Origin of the sequence: Exiguobacterium sp. s39 (genome assembly GCF_018618925.1) — a bacterium.
GTDB lineage: Bacteria > Bacillota > Bacilli > Exiguobacteriales > Exiguobacteriaceae > Exiguobacterium_A > Exiguobacterium_A abrahamii.
Genome location: NZ_JACSNA010000001.1, coordinates 1,731,277 through 1,746,092, shown reverse-complemented (window position 1 = coordinate 1,746,092; position 14,816 = coordinate 1,731,277). Strand labels below are relative to the sequence as shown.

Genomic DNA, 14,816 nt, shown 5'->3' with positions numbered 1-14,816 from the left:
CCTTTCTGCTTTTCAGGATTGCCGGATAACGATAAAATGGAGGATGTGAGGGGGAATGAAGATGTATTTCGTCAATCGTCAAAAAATCGAAGAGACGGTCGTCTGTTATGAGACGGCACTTCGACAAAGTAAGGAAGTTACGGGGGATCCGGTGACGACGGCACTGGCTATGGAACGGATCGGTTTTTTAGTCATTGAAAGTGTCATCGACATCGGAAACAGTATGATTGATGGATTCATCATGCGGGATCCGGGAAGTTATGAAGATATCATTCTCATTTTAGAAGATGAGAAGGTCATCGATGGACCGCTCGCGACGAGTCTGAAGAAGCTCGTTGCGTTACGTACGTTGATCGTCCGGTCATTCACACAGTCGAGTATGGCGGAGATTCGGGCGGTACTTGAGACAGAGGAAGCAGAACTACGTCGTTTCCCGGAAGCGATTCGCCGGTATATCGAGACAGAACTCGGACCGGTGTCTGCATTTTTACCAAACGAGGAGTGAGTCAGGATGAAGGCAAAAGGCTATTTATTTGATTTAGATGGAACGATGTATAACGGAACGGAACCGGTAAAAGAAGCGGTCGATTTCGTCAATCGTCTGCAAGCAGAAGGGATTCCGTATTTGTTCGTGACGAATAATGCGTCGATGACGGCAGAAGCCGTGGCGGAGAAATTACGCGGGATGGGTGTTCATTCCGATGCGAAACACGTCTTGACGAGTGCGATGGCGACTGGTCGTTATATCGCTGATCTATCACCGAAAGCGCGCGTCTATGCCATCGGTGAGACAGGACTGATTGATGCGCTTGAACGGGAAGGGTTAGACGTCGTCGCAACCGAAGCGGCAGATTACGTCGTCATCGGTCTCGACCGTCAGATCACATATGAAAAACTCGCTGTCGGGGCCCTCGCGATTCGTGCCGGTGCTCGTTTCATCTCAACGAACGGAGACATCGCCATTCCGACAGAACGTGGATTCTTACCAGGAAACGGTGCCTTGACGTCCGTACTGCGCGTGACGACGGAGAAGGAACCGTTCTTCATCGGCAAACCGGAACCGGTCATGGTCGATATCGCGACGGAGATGATTGGTCTGTCAAAAGAAGACGTCATCATGGTCGGGGATAACTACCATACGGATATCCTATTCGGAATCAATGGAGGCATCCGGACGATGCACGTCAATTCTGGCGTCCACACACCCGTCTTCATTCAAGGTCAGGATCGTCAACCGACATACATGGTCGATACGTTAGCCGAATGGATTCTATGAATCAAAAAATCCCGAACGAGAATTCGTTCGGGATTTCATGTATTAGAAGACTTGTTCGACTTCAACGACGCCAGCGACTTCTTCAAGAAGGGCACGTTCGATACCGGCCTTCAATGTGATCGTTGAACTTGGGCAGCTACCACAAGCTCCCATCAAACGGAGTTTTACGATTCCGTCTTCTACATCTACGAGTTCAACGTCTCCTCCATCACGAAGAAGGAACGGACGCAATTTTTCAAGAACTTCATTCACTTGATCAAACATTTCCATGCGTAAACACATCCTTTCGTATAGTTTCATTGTAACAGGGTTGAAAAATGTTCTCAATCTGGAAAACTTGTATACTAAAGAGGAGAGAATTGAAAAGGGGGACTTCAAGATGGAAATCACGGTTTACGGGACAGCGGTCACTTGTCCGAGTTGTGTCGGGGCACCCAGCTCGGAAGAGACGTTCAGTTGGCTAAAAGCTGTCCTCGGACGGAAATATGAGCAAGAAATGACGCTACGCTATGTCGATTTCGAGACAGCAACATCGGATCAATGGACGGAAGCCTTGAAAGAGGATGTCTATTTTTATCCACTGATCGTGCTTGATGATGAGATGATTGACGAGGGGTACGTCAAGCTGAAGACGATCACGGCAGCGATCGATGCGAAGTTAAGTCAGACGGGGTAATGAAGAAGAGGTATCCCAAAGCTTGGGACACCTCTTTTGCTCATTTAATCTTTTTGTGTTTCCATAAGACACCGGACTTCAAGAGACGTGGGACTTTCCCCGTCAGCGCTTGCTTGCCCATGACGATCCCGAAACCGTCTGATTTTCCGAGCGATCCGAGCATCCCGCGCAGTTTGATTTCTGGCAGTTTCGGCAATTTTTTCCCTTGCCATTTCGCTTGCAAGACGTCGACGACTTGTTCTGCCTGATGTTCTGCGAGTTGACCGCTTGGCGCATAAGGCAAGCTGGCACAATCGCCGATGACGAAGACGTTATCGTATTCTGGTACGTGATGATGTTCCGTCAATTTGATCCGACCACCACTGTCTGCAGCAAAGCCGAGATCACGAACGACTTTGACCGGTTGCGTACCTGCCGTCCAAATCGTCAAGTCCGACGGGTACGTATCGTCGCCGTTACGCACGTCGTCCGCTGTGACGAGCGTGACGTTCGAATTGTTGATGACTTCCACGTCATGCTCCTCGAACCATTCCTGGACGTAAGATGAGACTTTGTCGGATAAGAATGACAAGACGGATGGACCGCGGTCGAACAAACGAATCGTCAAATCCTTCCGGCTCTCGTGCAGTTCACTGGCGAGTTCGACACCAGATAGACCAGCACCGACGATCGAGACGACGGACCCCGGTGACAGACCACAGATCGCTTGCTGTGTCTTTCGAGATTCTTCAAGTGTCTGGATGCTGTATGTAAACTCTTGAGCACCCGGAATGTTGTGGTATTTATCCTCGCAACCGAGGGCGATGATCAAGTCATCATAGAATAATTCAGATCCGTCCTGCAGGTGGACCGTATTCGTCTCTGGTGAAATTTTAATGACATGTCCATATTTATAAGTAAGATGTTTCCCCTCCGGAAATTCAATCCGGACATCCCGATCTGATAATGTACCTGCTGCGAGTGCGTAATATTCCGTTTTGAGTGCGTGGTACGGTAGACGGTCGACGAGCGTGACGGCAACTTCCTCGTCCTTGAATCGCTCACAAATCCGCATTCCACCATATCCTCCGCCGAGTACGACCAATTGCTTCATAACGTAAAATCCCCCTTAGTTCCCCTAAATCAGTCTGACCTTGTATAATACGACATGAGGCAGGTCGTTTCCTGCTTGAAGGAGGAAAAAAAGTGAATCCGATTATTGAATTTTGTATCAGTAACTTAGCGGCTGGTACACAGGTCGTCATGGAGCAACTCGAACGTGACCCGAACGTCGACGTCGTCGAATACGGTTGCCTCGGCTATTGCGGCATTTGTTCGCTTGATCATTTTTGTCTCGTTGATGGTGAGACGGTCGTAGGCGAGACGCCGGAAGAGTTGCTTGAAAAGATTTACCTAAAAATCGAAGAGAATGAGCTGTGAGCACGGACAGCCAAAAAATCCCCTCGTTCGTCTGAACGAGGGGATTCGTGTCCGTCAGCGGGCGCAGCTTTTCGGATCAGGCAGATTGTTGACGGCGCATCATCCATGGTCGTAGTTTCAAGAACAACGGAATGAAGAGTGCCGAGATGAACAACGCCTTGATGACGTTAAACGGTAAGATACCGGCTGTGATCGCTGTCCATTTGACAGCTGGATCCGCCATGTAGTCCATACCGAGGAACCATGCATACGCTGGAAGGATCAAGATATAGTTGAGAATCGCAAGACCGAGTGCCATCGTGATCGTACCAGCGACGAGACCAGTTGCGAGACCTTGTGTTGATTTCTTTTTATGGTAGAACCAGCTAACAGGAAGCACGAATGCGACGCCAGCAGCGAAGTTCGCGAATTCTCCGACCGGAACACCACTTCCGCGGAAGATGTAGTATAGCACGTTCTTCAGTGCTTCGACGATGACACCTGCGACCGGTGAGAACATGATCGCTGCGACGAGAGCAGGAACATCACTGAAGTCAATCTTCAGATAGTTCGGTAAGAACGGTAGTGGAAAATTGATAAGCATAAGAACAAATGAGATTGAACCTAACATTGACAGAGTGACCATTTTTTGTGTGCGTTTCATACGAGTATTGTCTCCTTTTGCTCGTTCCTCTCGATGAAGTATTGGCATGACTGCGTCCATAAAGAAACCCCTATTGATGAGATCAACAGGGGAGAAGTCCGCATTAAATAAACCTAATCGATTATTGCAAAAATCGATCAAATTCAAACTCATGCCGCCATCTTCTCCCATCCAGACTGTACTGTCGGCTCCTGAATTACACAGAATCAGCAAATAGCGCCCTATTCGCTCGCGGGCTTCAACTCAAGAAGAGTTGTTTACCGCCGGTCGGGAATTTCACCCTGCCCTGAAGATGGAACGATTATTTTGTTGTACATACCATTTATACAACGAATTCAAGATAGTTTCAAGCAACTAGGTTTCGATTCGCTCAGAAGTTGCGTATACTAAAGAAAAGGAAGGTGATGACATGATCCATTTAACGGAGGCAGCAGCGCTACAAGTCCAGGACATGATGGCGCAGGCACCAGCAGATGAACGGAATCTTCGGATGCTCGTCCAAGGTGGTGGATGTAGTGGTCTGTCGTACGGAATGGGATTCGACCAACAGAAAGAAACGGATCTCGTTTTCGAACAGCACGGCGTGACCGTCATCGTGGACGAAAAAGATTACCCGGTCGTCAAAGGACTGGAAATCGATTATAAACAGTCGATGCTCGGTGGCGGATTCACAATCACGAATCCGAATGCCATCGCAACATGCGGTTGCGGGACATCGTTCCGGACGGCAACGAATGCCGGGACACCGGGTGGCTGTTAATGAATCCAATCGTGGACATCGTCCACGATTTTTTTTATTGCTCTTATACAGGAGACCTGTTCAGTTGACTCGAAATATTTAAGAGAGTGAATGCTACTACGAACAGGGAGGGCTTCAGGATGAGAAAAGTATTGATCTTCGGGGGAACGCGCTACTTCGGACGCCGGCTTGCGATTCGCTTAGCCGATTCGGGAGATGACGTGACAATCGTCACACGCGGCGAGCATACGCCACCGGTCGCGAAGGGCTTGACATTCTTTAAAGGGGACCGGACGTCAAGTAGTACGATGAAGGACTTAAGCCAACAGCACTGGGATGTCATTTATGACAACATTTGCTTCACGCCGTATCAAGCCAAGCTTGCGATCGACGCGTTTGAAGGAAAAGTCGGGCGTTACGTGTTGACGTCGACGATGTCTGTCTATGAAGACGGTGGTGCGAATATCACGGAGCGTGCCTACAATCCGTTTCCCGGGAAATATGAGCTTGAGAAGGAACATGGATATGGCGAAGGGAAACGCCAAGCGGAGAGTTATTTCTTCCAACGGGCGACGTTCCCAGTCGTTGCGGTCCGTTTTCCGGTCGTCCTCGGACCAGATGACTATACGGAGCGACTCGTCTTTCATATCAAGCGGGCGCTTGACGGTCGTCCGATCGTTGCCGAAAACACATACGCGAAGATGGGGTATATCTCAAGTTACGAAGCTGCTGCCTTTCTTGAGTGGTGTGGTCGTTCGGAACTGACCGGACCAATCAACGCTGCAAGTGACGGTGTCTTATCAATTCAAGACCTAGTGGATAAGATCGACCGCGTTGCGGGAACGACGAGTCAACTCGTTGCAAAAGGAGAGGATGAATCGCCGCTTGCGCCAGAACGCGATTTCTATATGGATACGACAGCTGCGAAACAAGCGGGCTATCTGTTCCAACATGTCGATGACTGGCTCGATCGTTTGATTGAAGAGGAGGTGCGCAATCACCAATGATGCAGTTGATGAAACCAGCTCTTGCGTGGGAGACAGAGTATCGTGCCTTTTTAGAAGACTGGCGAGAGTCGGGCGAAACGATCGTGCCGGAAGCAGTCGGAGACACATATGAACCACTGGGCGCTTATTTTGCGGAACTGAAGGAAATGGAGACAACAGTCAGACCGGGTCTTGTCACCCATTCGACGTACTGGATGGTCGACGGGCAACGAATCGTCGGTGCGCTGAACTTCCGGCATGACTTGACGGAGAACTTGAAGTTGTACGGCGGACACATCGGATACGGCATCCGACCATCCGAGCGTCAGAAAGGATATGCGACGACCGGACTCCGTTTAGCGCTAGAAGAAGCACGGCAACGTGGACTCGATCAAGTGCTGTTGACGTGTGGCGTTGATAATCTAGCATCTCGCCGTGTCATCTTGGCGAACGGTGGACAAGAAATCGAGCCGACTGTTCGTAATGGACGCGAGACACGTCGCTTCATCATCCCGTTATGAGGATTCGTGAAGCACGTCTTGAAGATGCGTCAGCTATCGCCCGCGTTCATATTGATGCCTGGCGGGAGACGTATCAAGGTATTATTCCGGACACTTATTTAGTGCAGTTATCGCACGAAAAACGGACGAAACAATGGGAACAGACATTAGTCAATCAGCGCGTGTATGTTGCCGTGTCAGGAGAAGAAGTCGTTGGTTTTGCGCAAGGTGGAGCGAATCGAAGTGATGCGCGTGAAGGGGAGTTGTATGCGATTTATGTCTTGCAAGCGTCGCAAGGACAAGGACTCGGAAAAGCTTTGTTTCAACGCATCGCTGAGGACTTAGCGGAATATGAGATGATGCAGGTTTCTGTCTTGCGGGATAATCCAGCGTGCCAGTTTTACGAGCGATTCGGTGGTCAGGTCTTCGAAGAATCGATGATTGAGCGAGGTGGGGTCGAACTCGTGCAACGGGTTTATCGGATGCCTATCCAACTAAGAACGAGATAGACTGATGAATACATTGCGAGAGCTACGAACAAATAAAGAACCTTCCAGAAGCTGATCTGGAAGGTTCTTTATTATTCATGATACGGGCGAAACCATATATTCTCGACTCCTACAGGAAAAGGAAGCATGTTATGTGCTTCCGTCAGGGATAGATAAGACCCGGAAAGCCGCACGGAGTGCGGGATACCGCGGCTTATCTCCCGCCTGAGGAAAGCGAGAATATTAGATCGGTCCGTAAAGATGGACTGTCAAGTGACTGATCAAGAATGATTCGTCACTTTTTCGAACAGACTCGTCGAGTGTTGCGGGTGACGAGCAGATGGATCAACGAGAAGCTTCGCTTGGTTAACGGCGATCGGTGCTTCACCGAAGCCCGTTGCGATCAGTTTGACGCGTCCTTCGTAAGTCGCGATATCACCACAAGCGAAGACGCCTGGAATCGCAGTCTCCATCTTCGAATTGACACGAATCGAATTGCGTTCGAATTCGACTTCCCATTCTTTGAGCGGTCCGAGTGACGAGACGAAGCCGAAGTTACAGACGACATCGTCCGCAGCGACGACGACGACTTCACCACTTTCAGCATGTTTGAACGTCAGCGTCTCGATGTGCGTCTCACCTGTGACCGATTCAAGTGTATACGGCGTCATGACGTTGACGGACGAATCGTGTAACAGTTCGACCGAATGTTCATGGGCACGGAACTTATCACGACGGTGGACGAGCGTGACGGATTTTGCAATCGGCTCAAGCATCAATGACCAGTCAACTGCAGAGTCACCGCCACCCAGTAAGACGACTTGGCGATCCTTGAAGCGTTCCATGTCGTTGACGAAATAGTGTAAGTTTGTTTCTTCGAAGCGTTCTGCATCTGCCACTCCGAGTGGACGCGCAGCGAACGAGCCGTTTCCTGCCGTCAAGATGACGGTCTTCGTATAATGCTCGCCTTTATTCGTGACGAGGCGGATGATTCCGTCATCCATCCGTTCGTAAGCGATGACTGTCTCACCGAGCACGTATGTCGGATCGAATTCATTTGCTTGTTCAAGCAACCGATCGACCAGTTCCTGTGCTTTTACTTTCGGAAAACCGGCAATATCGTATATATATTTTTCAGGATAAAGCGTAGCGAGTTGACCACCTAATTGAGGTAGACTCTCGATGACCTTCGTCTTCATCTGGCGCATTCCTGAATAAAACGCGGTGAACAGTCCGACTGGACCGCCGCCGATGATCGTGACATCATATGGTTGGTGCATCTGATTCCCTCCTAGCGTTGGATAGGTCCATTATATAGGAAGTAGGGGGTGAAGGTGCAAGTACGGAACATCTCACATTTTTTTAAGGGAAATTACATTTTTCTTTTGCAATCATTCCTGAAAAGTGTTTCAATAGGCTTATAGACATGTGAACATTATTTGAACAAAATTTTTGAGCATTCGTCTGTAATTGAATGTGAAGAAAATCACAACAAAACTACGATTCGTAAGGAGTATCAGAACATGAACACACCTAACATTGTTATTCTTGGAGCGGGCTACGGTGGATTGATCACAGCAGTCAACCTTCAAAAGAAACTCGGCGTCGATCAAGCGAACATCACGTTGATTAACAAACACGACTATCATTACCAAACAACTTGGTTGCATGAACCAGCTGCAGGTACGATGTCTGCGGAGCAAGCGCGCATCTACATCAATGATGTCATCAACCCGTCACGCGTCAAACTTGTCAAAGGTATCGTTGAGAAAGTCGACACGGCTGCTAAAACGGTTCTCTTACAAGATGGCGGAACAGTTCCTTACGATTACGTCGTCGTTGCTCTCGGTGGCGTTCCTGAAACATTCGGTATCAAAGGATTGAAGGAACACGCGCTGACGATCAGCTCGTTGAACAGCGTCCGTAAAATCAAGGAACATATCGATTACTCATTCGCACAGTACAAAACAACAGGATCACAAGATCGTTCACTCTTGACGATCGTTGTTGGTGGTGCTGGATTCACAGGAATCGAGTTCATGGGTGAGCTCGTCAACCGTATTCCAGAACTGTGCAAACAATATGACATTCCACGCGAACTCGTTCGTGTCGTCAACATCGAGGCAGCACCGACAGTCCTTCCAGGATTCGATGCAGATCTCGTCAACTATGCACACAAATGGCTTGAGCGCCAAGGCATCGAGTTCAAACTCGGTAACGGCATCAAGGAATGTGGACCAGGAAGCGTCACATTCGGTCCGCTTCAAGGCGACACGACTGAGACGATCGAAGCGAACACGATCATCTGGACTGGTGGCGTCAGCGGTAACCCTGTCGTTGCAGCATCTGGTTTCGAAGCGATGCGTAACCGTGTCGTCGTTGAAGAAGATCTCCGTGTTCCAGGACACGACAATGTCTTCATGATCGGTGACTGTTCAGCAGTCATGGACCCAAGTTCGAACCGTCCATACCCACCGACTGCACAAATCGCGACACAACAAGCACACAAAGTCGCTGAGAACATCGCAGCACTCATCGCGGGCCGTCAAACATCGACGTTCACGTACGAGAACAAAGGAACGGTCGCTTCGCTTGGTCACAAAGACGGCATCGGCATGGTCTTTGGTAAGAAGATTTACGGTCGTAATGCATCGTTCATGAAAAAAGTCATCGACAACAAACACTTCTTCGAACTGAAAAAGCTTGGTCTTGCGATCAAAAAAGGGAAGTTCTAAGTTCACGTTTTAGGCAAATGTACACTCGTGCATTTGCCTTTTTTGTCGGTTATACTAGAAGAGATTCAAAGGGGGAACAGTATGCATATCATTCAAGCCGTGATCGGGAGTGTGCTTTATCTCGTCATGTTCTTTAGTATCGGATTCATCTTAAACATGTTGTTGCGGAGTACATGGGTGATGCTTGTACTCTATCCGGTCATCATCATCATGATGATCGACAACCAATCGACGCTCGAATACTTCACGAATGCTCGTGAAGCGATTCCGAATCTTGGGGACCGGATTGCTGGTCTACAGACAGCGGATATCACGATGTTCGCGGCTGGTCTTGCCGGAATCATCATCGCCGGTCTATCGATTCGCTTCTTGCGTAAGAGCGGTTACCAAATGTTTTAAAGTCTACTTGAGTAAGTAGGCTTTTTTCGTGTCTGAAAAACCGTTATAATAAAAACAATGTCTTTAAATAAATGTGTAAGAGCAGATTGGGTTGAGAGCGAATGGATAAACAAATGTACCACGTTATCAAGGTATTGAATAATAATGTCGTCATTTGTTCGACTGGTGCGAATCAGGAAGTCATTATCCTCGCGAAAGGGATTGGCTTCGGTCGGAAGCCAGGCGATCAACTGACAGATCTCGACAAGTTGGAAAAAGTCTACACGTTGAAGGATAAAGAAGAACAGGATCAATATAAGGCGCTCGTCGGTCATCTCGATGAGAATTTCATCGCGTTGATGAACGAGATCGTCTCGATGATCGAGACACGCTTCGGAAAAAAGGTCGACGAACATATCCATATCGGATTGACGGATCATTTGACGTTTACGTTCAAGCGACTGGAACAAGGAATGGAAGTCACGAATCCGTTTCTTGCTGAAACGGAAGCCTTGTATCCGGAAGAGTACGCCCTTGCAGAAGAAATCGTCGAGTTCATCAGTGCCGAGATGAATTTTTACCTGCCTCCAGCTGAGACAGGATTCATCGCACTTCATATTCATTCAGCGACGAACTTCAAAGACGTACTCGAAGTCAACCGCCATCATCAACTCGTCGGTTTAATTGCTAGTCATATCGAACAGCGACTGGAGATTAAAATCGATCGAAAATCGCTTGATTACAAGCGTCTGATTCGGCATCTTCGTTCAGCGATTGAAAGGGTTTCCAATGGGGAGTATCTAGAGGCTCCAGAAAAAGTAGAAAAGCTATTGCGTGAAGAATATCCGCTATGCTATGATACTGCTTGGGAGCTGATGTCCATCATGGAACGTCAGTTGAAGAAAGCGGTACCGCGCGGTGAGGCGACGTATCTTACGATGCATCTGCAACGCTTAGTGCAGTACGATTCAGGTAAATGACCGCACGGACTACGTGTTACTGATACGATCAGGCATGAGTGGGATGTCGGGCAAGAAGCTTTATTTCCGTTATTCAACGGGGTAAGTCTATTGTCTACAATCCGCTCGTGCCTGATTTTTTTCTGTAAAAAATCGGTCAGATGTCTGACTTTTTTCGTCTCAATCATTGGCATTATTCATCATACTTCGCTCTTAACAGGAAAAGGAGGAAACACACATGTTCAAACAGATTTTTGCTGTTCTTCAACGTGTCGGTAAAGCGTTGATGCTTCCTGTAGCGATTTTGCCAGCTGCCGGTATCCTACTCGGATTCGGTAACGCGATGCAAAATCCAAACTTGACGTCAAAACTCGAGTTCTTGAAAAATGATGCAATCATCAAGGTTGCAAAATTGATGGAAGCAGCTGGGGATATCATCTTCGGTAACTTAGCACTCTTATTCGCGGTCGGTGTCGCGATTGGTCTTGCAGGGGACGGCGCAGCCGGACTTGCGGCAATCGTCGGATTCTTGATCATGAACAAAACAATGAGCGTTTGGCTCGGCGTTACACCAGAAATGGTTGCTAACGGTCAAGGGTATGCAAACGTACTCGGTATCCCAACACTTCAAACTGGGGTATTCGGTGGTATCATCATCGGTCTGATTGCAGCTTGGGCGTACGGGAAGTACCATAATCTCGAATTGCCGCAGTTCCTCGGATTCTTTGCTGGTAAACGTTTCGTTCCAATCGTTACTGCTGTCGTTTCATTGTTCGCAGGTCTTGTACTTGTATTCGTTTGGCCGTTCGCTCAGGACGGATTAAACACATTCTCCCACTTCATGATGGAGAAGAACCCAACACTTGCAGCGTTCGTCTTCGGTCTCATCGAACGTTCGTTGATTCCATTCGGTCTTCACCACATCTTCTATGCACCATTCTGGTTCGAATTCGGTTCGTACACGAATGCAGCAGGTGATGTCGTTCGTGGTGACCAAGCGATCTTCTTCGCTCAATTGAAAGATAACGTTGAATTGACTGCTGGTACGTTCATGACTGGTAAATTCCCGTTCATGATGTTCGGTCTTCCAGCAGCAGCACTCGCTATGTACCACGAAGCTCGTCCAGAGCGCCGTGCAGTCGTTGGTGGTCTTCTTGGATCAGCAGCACTTACAGCATTCTTGACAGGTATCACAGAGCCAATCGAATTCGCATTCTTGTTCGTTGCTCCAATCTTGTTCGCAGTTCACGCAGTCTTCGCAGGTCTCTCGTTCATGACGATGCAATTGTTGAACGTTAAGATCGGTATGACATTCTCTGGTGGTTTGATTGACTTCCTTCTCTTCGGTGTTCTTCCAGGACGCACGCAGTGGTGGCTCGTCATCGTCGTCGGTCTTGCACTCTCTGTCATCTACTATGTCGGATTCCGTTTCGCAATCCGCAAATTCAACCTGAAAACTCCAGGTCGTGAAGATGCAGCGCAAGAGACTTCATCTGCTCAAGGTTCTGAACTCGCTGAAGGTATTCTTGATGCACTCGGTTCAGAGTCGAACATCAAACACTTGGATGCATGTATCACACGCCTTCGTGTCGAAGTTCTCGACAAATCAAAAGTCAACAAAGATGAGTTGAAAAAATTAGGTGCTGCTGGTGTCCTTGAAGTTGGTAACAACGTTCAAGCGATCTACGGACCGAAATCAGACAACATCAAGTCTGAAATCCAAGCCGTCATCGCATCACGTAAACAAGAAAAAACAGTCTAATGTTTTTAAAATGAGTCCTTCTGCGGAAGGGCTCATTTTTTTTGGAAAAATCTTTTAGAATCGTTTTGCACTAGAATATTTTAGGGTATGAATTAAGTAGTTTGTTTAAAAAAGGAGGGAATATACGCATGTGGAAAAACGTGTTTGGTGTCTTACAGCGGATCGGTAAGGCCTTGATGTTACCGGTAGCGATTTTGCCGGCAGCGGGGCTATTGCTCGCGTTCGGGACAGCGTTTCAAAACCCGAACTTGACGCAATATTTACCGTTCCTCGAGAACGATTCGCTAGTCGTCATCTGGCGGGTCATGCAGGATGCGGGTGATATCATCTTTGCGAACCTCGGGTTACTGTTTGCCGTCGGGGTCGCGATTGGTCTTGCGAATGGGGAAGGGGTCGCCGGTCTAGCAGCGATCGTCGGTTTCTTGATCATGAACAAGGTCATCAGTTCTTTCTTACAGATCACACCAGAAAAAATCACGGAAGCACAGAAAGCGAGTGACTTGTCGTATGCGACGGTCCTCGGGATACCGACCTTGCAAATGGGGGTATTCGGAGGGATCATTGCCGGTTTGATAGCAGCGTACAGTTATAATAAATTCTTTAAAATCAAACTGCCTGATTTCCTCGGATTCTTCGCAGGGAAGCGTTTTGTTCCGATCGCAACCGCCTTATTCAGTCTTGTCGCAGGGTTTGCCTTGTCGTATATTTGGCCACCGATCGGTAGTGGAATCAACACATTCTCAAAAACAATCATCGAAGCGAACGAACCGTTGTCTGCCTTCATCTTTGGACTTGTCGAACGTTCGTTGATTCCGTTTGGTCTTCACCATATCTGGTACTCAAGCTTCTGGTTCCAGTTTGGGGAATATACGGATAAAGCAGGAACGATCATCAATGGGGATCAGCGGATCTTCTTCGCACAGTTGAAGGACGGTGTACCATTTACAGCAGGGACATATATGACCGGGAAATATCCATTCATGATGTTCGGTCTTCCAGCAGCCTGTCTTGCGATGTACCATACCGTTGCGAAGGATCGTCGTAAAGCCGTCGAAGGTCTTTACTTCTCAGCTGCGTTGACTTCTTTCTTAACTGGGATCACGGAGCCAGTCGAGTTCTCCTTCGTATTCGTCGCACCACTTTTGTTTGCCGTTCACGCCGTCTTTGCAGGTCTTTCATTCATGATCATGGATTTACTGAACGTCAAGATCGGGATGACGTTCTCCGGTGGATTGATTGACTACACGTTGTTCGGGATTCTACCGAACCGAACCTCGTGGTGGCTCGTCATTCCAGTCGGTCTTGTCTTCGCCGTCATCTATTACTTCGGATTCCGCTTCGTCATCACGAAGTTTGATCTGAAGATTCCGGGGCGCGAAGCAATTAAGGAAGGTGCCGCTACCTCAACGGCACAAGCCGGCGATCTACCGTATGAAATTCTACAAGCATTCGGTGGTCCATCAAACATTAAACACTTAGATGCTTGTATCACACGACTTCGGATTACGGTCAATGATAAATCAGGCGTCAACAAGGATCGCTTGAAAGAACTCGGTGCTGCTGGTGTTCTTGAAGTCGGAGATAACGTCCAAGCAATCTTTGGACCGAAATCCGATGGGATCAAGACAGAAATGGCAGATATCATGAAAGATCCAAATTATAAACCGAAAGAAACACCAGAAGCAGATCCAATTCCACAAGTACCAACGGGAGACGAAGCACGGACTTCTGGAACTGGTACAGCAGATGCCGGTCCACTCGCTGGGGATCGTGGTGGGGCTTACGTGCCTGAAGATGGATATGTCGCACCACTGAGCGGTATCATTCGTTCTCTCGATGATGTACCAGATCAAGTGTTCTCCGGTCGCATGATGGGTGACGGATATGCGATCGAACCAACGGAAGGATATGTCGTCTCTCCAGTCTCTGGTGAGATCACGACGTTCTTCCCGACGAAACACGCGATCGGTATTCTTGCGGATAATGGAGATGAAATCTTGATTCACATCGGTATTGATACGGTGTCACTCGAAGGAAAAGGATTCGAGGCGTTGGCGAAAGCCGGCGATCGTGTCGAACCGGGGACGCCACTCCTCAATGTCGATCTTGAACAAGTACGACCACTCGTACCATCATTACTGACGCCGATCATCGTCACGAATAGTGGGGATCGAAAAGTTGATGTTGATGTCGGACGGACGGTCGAAGCCGGAGAAGCGATTTCGTATCGAGTAGAGTAAAGAAGAAAAGCGACG

General features: G+C 48.3%; 17 protein-coding genes and 1 riboswitch. Of the genes, 13 read left to right on the top strand and 4 right to left on the bottom strand.

Features of this window, described 5'->3' with window-relative positions; all coding sequences use genetic code 11:
* The first annotated feature begins 61 nt into the window (after positions 1 to 61).
* Both KNQ11_RS09130 and KNQ11_RS09125 read left to right on the top strand, forming a co-directional pair.
* Positions 62 to 505, top strand: a complete 444-nt coding sequence (locus KNQ11_RS09130; RefSeq protein ID WP_023469145.1) for a DUF86 domain-containing protein — start codon at positions 62 to 64, stop codon at positions 503 to 505.
* Between the two features lie 6 nt (positions 506 to 511).
* Positions 512 to 1,276 (top strand): TIGR01457 family HAD-type hydrolase, encoded by a 765-nt coding sequence (locus KNQ11_RS09125; protein WP_023469144.1) that lies wholly within the window; start codon positions 512 to 514, stop codon positions 1,274 to 1,276.
* A 42-nt stretch (positions 1,277 to 1,318) separates the two neighbouring features.
* On the opposite strand, the gene KNQ11_RS09120 is transcribed toward KNQ11_RS09125, so the two are convergent.
* Complete coding sequence (locus KNQ11_RS09120; protein ID WP_012371190.1) at positions 1,319 to 1,546, bottom strand: NifU family protein; 228 nt, start codon at positions 1,544 to 1,546, stop codon at positions 1,319 to 1,321.
* A gap of 109 nt (positions 1,547 to 1,655) precedes the next feature.
* On the opposite strand from KNQ11_RS09120, the gene KNQ11_RS09115 reads away from it, so the two are divergent.
* Entirely contained in the window at positions 1,656 to 1,952 is a 297-nt protein-coding gene (locus tag KNQ11_RS09115) for a DUF1462 family protein (protein ID WP_149427750.1), read from the top strand.
* Positions 1,953 to 1,992: 40 nt separating this feature from the next.
* On the opposite strand, the gene KNQ11_RS09110 is transcribed toward KNQ11_RS09115, so the two are convergent.
* Positions 1,993 to 3,045 carry an NAD(P)/FAD-dependent oxidoreductase gene (locus KNQ11_RS09110; protein ID WP_055968842.1) on the bottom strand — a complete coding sequence of 351 codons (1,053 nt, stop codon included), beginning with the start codon at positions 3,043 to 3,045 and terminating at the stop codon, positions 1,993 to 1,995.
* A 92-nt stretch (positions 3,046 to 3,137) separates the two neighbouring features.
* On the opposite strand from KNQ11_RS09110, the gene KNQ11_RS09105 reads away from it, so the two are divergent.
* Positions 3,138 to 3,371, top strand: a complete 234-nt coding sequence (locus KNQ11_RS09105; RefSeq protein ID WP_023469141.1) for a YuzB family protein — start codon at positions 3,138 to 3,140, stop codon at positions 3,369 to 3,371.
* 76 nt (positions 3,372 to 3,447) lie between these two features.
* Here KNQ11_RS09105 and KNQ11_RS09100 read toward each other — a convergent pair whose 3' ends face one another.
* On the bottom strand, positions 3,448 to 4,014 hold the full coding sequence (locus tag KNQ11_RS09100) for an ECF transporter S component (RefSeq protein WP_029342415.1): 567 nt from the start codon (positions 4,012 to 4,014) through the stop codon (positions 3,448 to 3,450).
* A gap of 155 nt (positions 4,015 to 4,169) precedes the next feature.
* Positions 4,170 to 4,312: riboswitch (FMN riboswitch) on the bottom strand.
* A 111-nt stretch (positions 4,313 to 4,423) separates the two neighbouring features.
* On the opposite strand from KNQ11_RS09100, the gene KNQ11_RS09095 reads away from it, so the two are divergent.
* From KNQ11_RS09095 to KNQ11_RS09080, 4 genes are all read left to right on the top strand, one after another.
* Positions 4,424 to 4,774: a HesB/IscA family protein gene (locus KNQ11_RS09095; RefSeq protein ID WP_029342414.1), complete on the top strand. Its 351-nt coding sequence runs from the start codon at positions 4,424 to 4,426 to the stop codon at positions 4,772 to 4,774.
* Positions 4,775 to 4,893: 119 nt separating this feature from the next.
* On the top strand, positions 4,894 to 5,760 hold the full coding sequence (locus KNQ11_RS09090; protein ID WP_058264691.1) for an NAD-dependent epimerase/dehydratase family protein: 867 nt from the start codon (positions 4,894 to 4,896) through the stop codon (positions 5,758 to 5,760).
* Positions 5,757 to 6,260 carry a GNAT family N-acetyltransferase gene (locus KNQ11_RS09085; RefSeq protein WP_214723849.1) on the top strand — a complete coding sequence of 168 codons (504 nt, stop codon included), beginning with the start codon at positions 5,757 to 5,759 and terminating at the stop codon, positions 6,258 to 6,260. The genes KNQ11_RS09090 and KNQ11_RS09085 overlap by 4 nt, the downstream gene beginning before the upstream one ends.
* Entirely contained in the window at positions 6,257 to 6,748 is a 492-nt protein-coding gene (locus tag KNQ11_RS09080) for a GNAT family N-acetyltransferase (protein ID WP_214771195.1), read from the top strand. The genes KNQ11_RS09085 and KNQ11_RS09080 overlap by 4 nt, the downstream gene beginning before the upstream one ends.
* A gap of 260 nt (positions 6,749 to 7,008) precedes the next feature.
* On the opposite strand, the gene KNQ11_RS09075 is transcribed toward KNQ11_RS09080, so the two are convergent.
* On the bottom strand, positions 7,009 to 8,007 hold the full coding sequence (locus tag KNQ11_RS09075; RefSeq protein WP_023469135.1) for an NAD(P)/FAD-dependent oxidoreductase: 999 nt from the start codon (positions 8,005 to 8,007) through the stop codon (positions 7,009 to 7,011).
* A 243-nt stretch (positions 8,008 to 8,250) separates the two neighbouring features.
* Between KNQ11_RS09075 and KNQ11_RS09070 the strand changes: the two genes are divergently transcribed.
* The 5 genes from KNQ11_RS09070 (at position 8,251) to ptsG (KNQ11_RS09050) (ending at position 14,801) form a co-directional block, all read left to right on the top strand.
* Positions 8,251 to 9,462 carry an NAD(P)/FAD-dependent oxidoreductase gene (locus KNQ11_RS09070; RefSeq protein ID WP_029342410.1) on the top strand — a complete coding sequence of 404 codons (1,212 nt, stop codon included), beginning with the start codon at positions 8,251 to 8,253 and terminating at the stop codon, positions 9,460 to 9,462.
* Between the two features lie 81 nt (positions 9,463 to 9,543).
* Positions 9,544 to 9,861, top strand: a complete 318-nt coding sequence (locus KNQ11_RS09065) for a YuiB family protein (protein WP_023469133.1) — start codon at positions 9,544 to 9,546, stop codon at positions 9,859 to 9,861.
* A gap of 101 nt (positions 9,862 to 9,962) precedes the next feature.
* The gene (gene glcT, locus KNQ11_RS09060; protein WP_023469132.1) at positions 9,963 to 10,820 is read left to right on the top strand and encodes a glucose PTS transporter transcription antiterminator GlcT; all 858 of its coding nucleotides are present in this window, start codon (positions 9,963 to 9,965) and stop codon (positions 10,818 to 10,820) included.
* 217 nt (positions 10,821 to 11,037) lie between these two features.
* A complete protein-coding gene (ptsG, locus tag KNQ11_RS09055; protein WP_029342409.1) occupies positions 11,038 to 12,561 on the top strand; it encodes a glucose-specific PTS transporter subunit IIBC in 1,524 nt (507 codons plus the stop codon).
* Between the two features lie 128 nt (positions 12,562 to 12,689).
* On the top strand, positions 12,690 to 14,801 hold the full coding sequence (ptsG, locus tag KNQ11_RS09050) for a glucose-specific PTS transporter subunit IIBC (RefSeq protein WP_214771193.1): 2,112 nt from the start codon (positions 12,690 to 12,692) through the stop codon (positions 14,799 to 14,801).
* Positions 14,802 to 14,816: the final 15 nt, after the last annotated feature.

Excerpts from the sequence above, each read along its gene's own strand:
- KNQ11_RS09075 (WP_023469135.1), bottom strand. The coding sequence starts at position 8,007 with ATGCACCAACCATATGATGTCACGATCATCGGCGGCGGTCCAGTCGGA.
- KNQ11_RS09115 (WP_149427750.1), top strand. The coding sequence starts at position 1,656 with ATGGAAATCACGGTTTACGGGACAGCGGTCACTTGTCCGAGTTGTGTC.
- KNQ11_RS09085 (WP_214723849.1), top strand. The coding sequence starts at position 5,757 with ATGATGCAGTTGATGAAACCAGCTCTTGCGTGGGAGACAGAGTATCGT.
- KNQ11_RS09120 (WP_012371190.1), bottom strand. The coding sequence starts at position 1,546 with ATGGAAATGTTTGATCAAGTGAATGAAGTTCTTGAAAAATTGCGTCCG.
- KNQ11_RS09110 (WP_055968842.1), bottom strand. The coding sequence starts at position 3,045 with ATGAAGCAATTGGTCGTACTCGGCGGAGGATATGGTGGAATGCGGATT.
- KNQ11_RS09095 (WP_029342414.1), top strand. The coding sequence starts at position 4,424 with ATGATCCATTTAACGGAGGCAGCAGCGCTACAAGTCCAGGACATGATG.
- KNQ11_RS09130 (WP_023469145.1), top strand. The coding sequence starts at position 62 with ATGTATTTCGTCAATCGTCAAAAAATCGAAGAGACGGTCGTCTGTTAT.
- KNQ11_RS09065 (WP_023469133.1), top strand. The coding sequence starts at position 9,544 with ATGCATATCATTCAAGCCGTGATCGGGAGTGTGCTTTATCTCGTCATG.
- glcT (WP_023469132.1), top strand. The coding sequence starts at position 9,963 with ATGGATAAACAAATGTACCACGTTATCAAGGTATTGAATAATAATGTC.
- KNQ11_RS09080 (WP_214771195.1), top strand. The coding sequence starts at position 6,257 with ATGAGGATTCGTGAAGCACGTCTTGAAGATGCGTCAGCTATCGCCCGC.
- KNQ11_RS09070 (WP_029342410.1), top strand. The coding sequence starts at position 8,251 with ATGAACACACCTAACATTGTTATTCTTGGAGCGGGCTACGGTGGATTG.
- KNQ11_RS09100 (WP_029342415.1), bottom strand. The coding sequence starts at position 4,014 with ATGAAACGCACACAAAAAATGGTCACTCTGTCAATGTTAGGTTCAATC.
- ptsG (WP_214771193.1), top strand. The coding sequence starts at position 12,690 with ATGTGGAAAAACGTGTTTGGTGTCTTACAGCGGATCGGTAAGGCCTTG.
- KNQ11_RS09090 (WP_058264691.1), top strand. The coding sequence starts at position 4,894 with ATGAGAAAAGTATTGATCTTCGGGGGAACGCGCTACTTCGGACGCCGG.
- KNQ11_RS09125 (WP_023469144.1), top strand. The coding sequence starts at position 512 with ATGAAGGCAAAAGGCTATTTATTTGATTTAGATGGAACGATGTATAAC.
- ptsG (WP_029342409.1), top strand. The coding sequence starts at position 11,038 with ATGTTCAAACAGATTTTTGCTGTTCTTCAACGTGTCGGTAAAGCGTTG.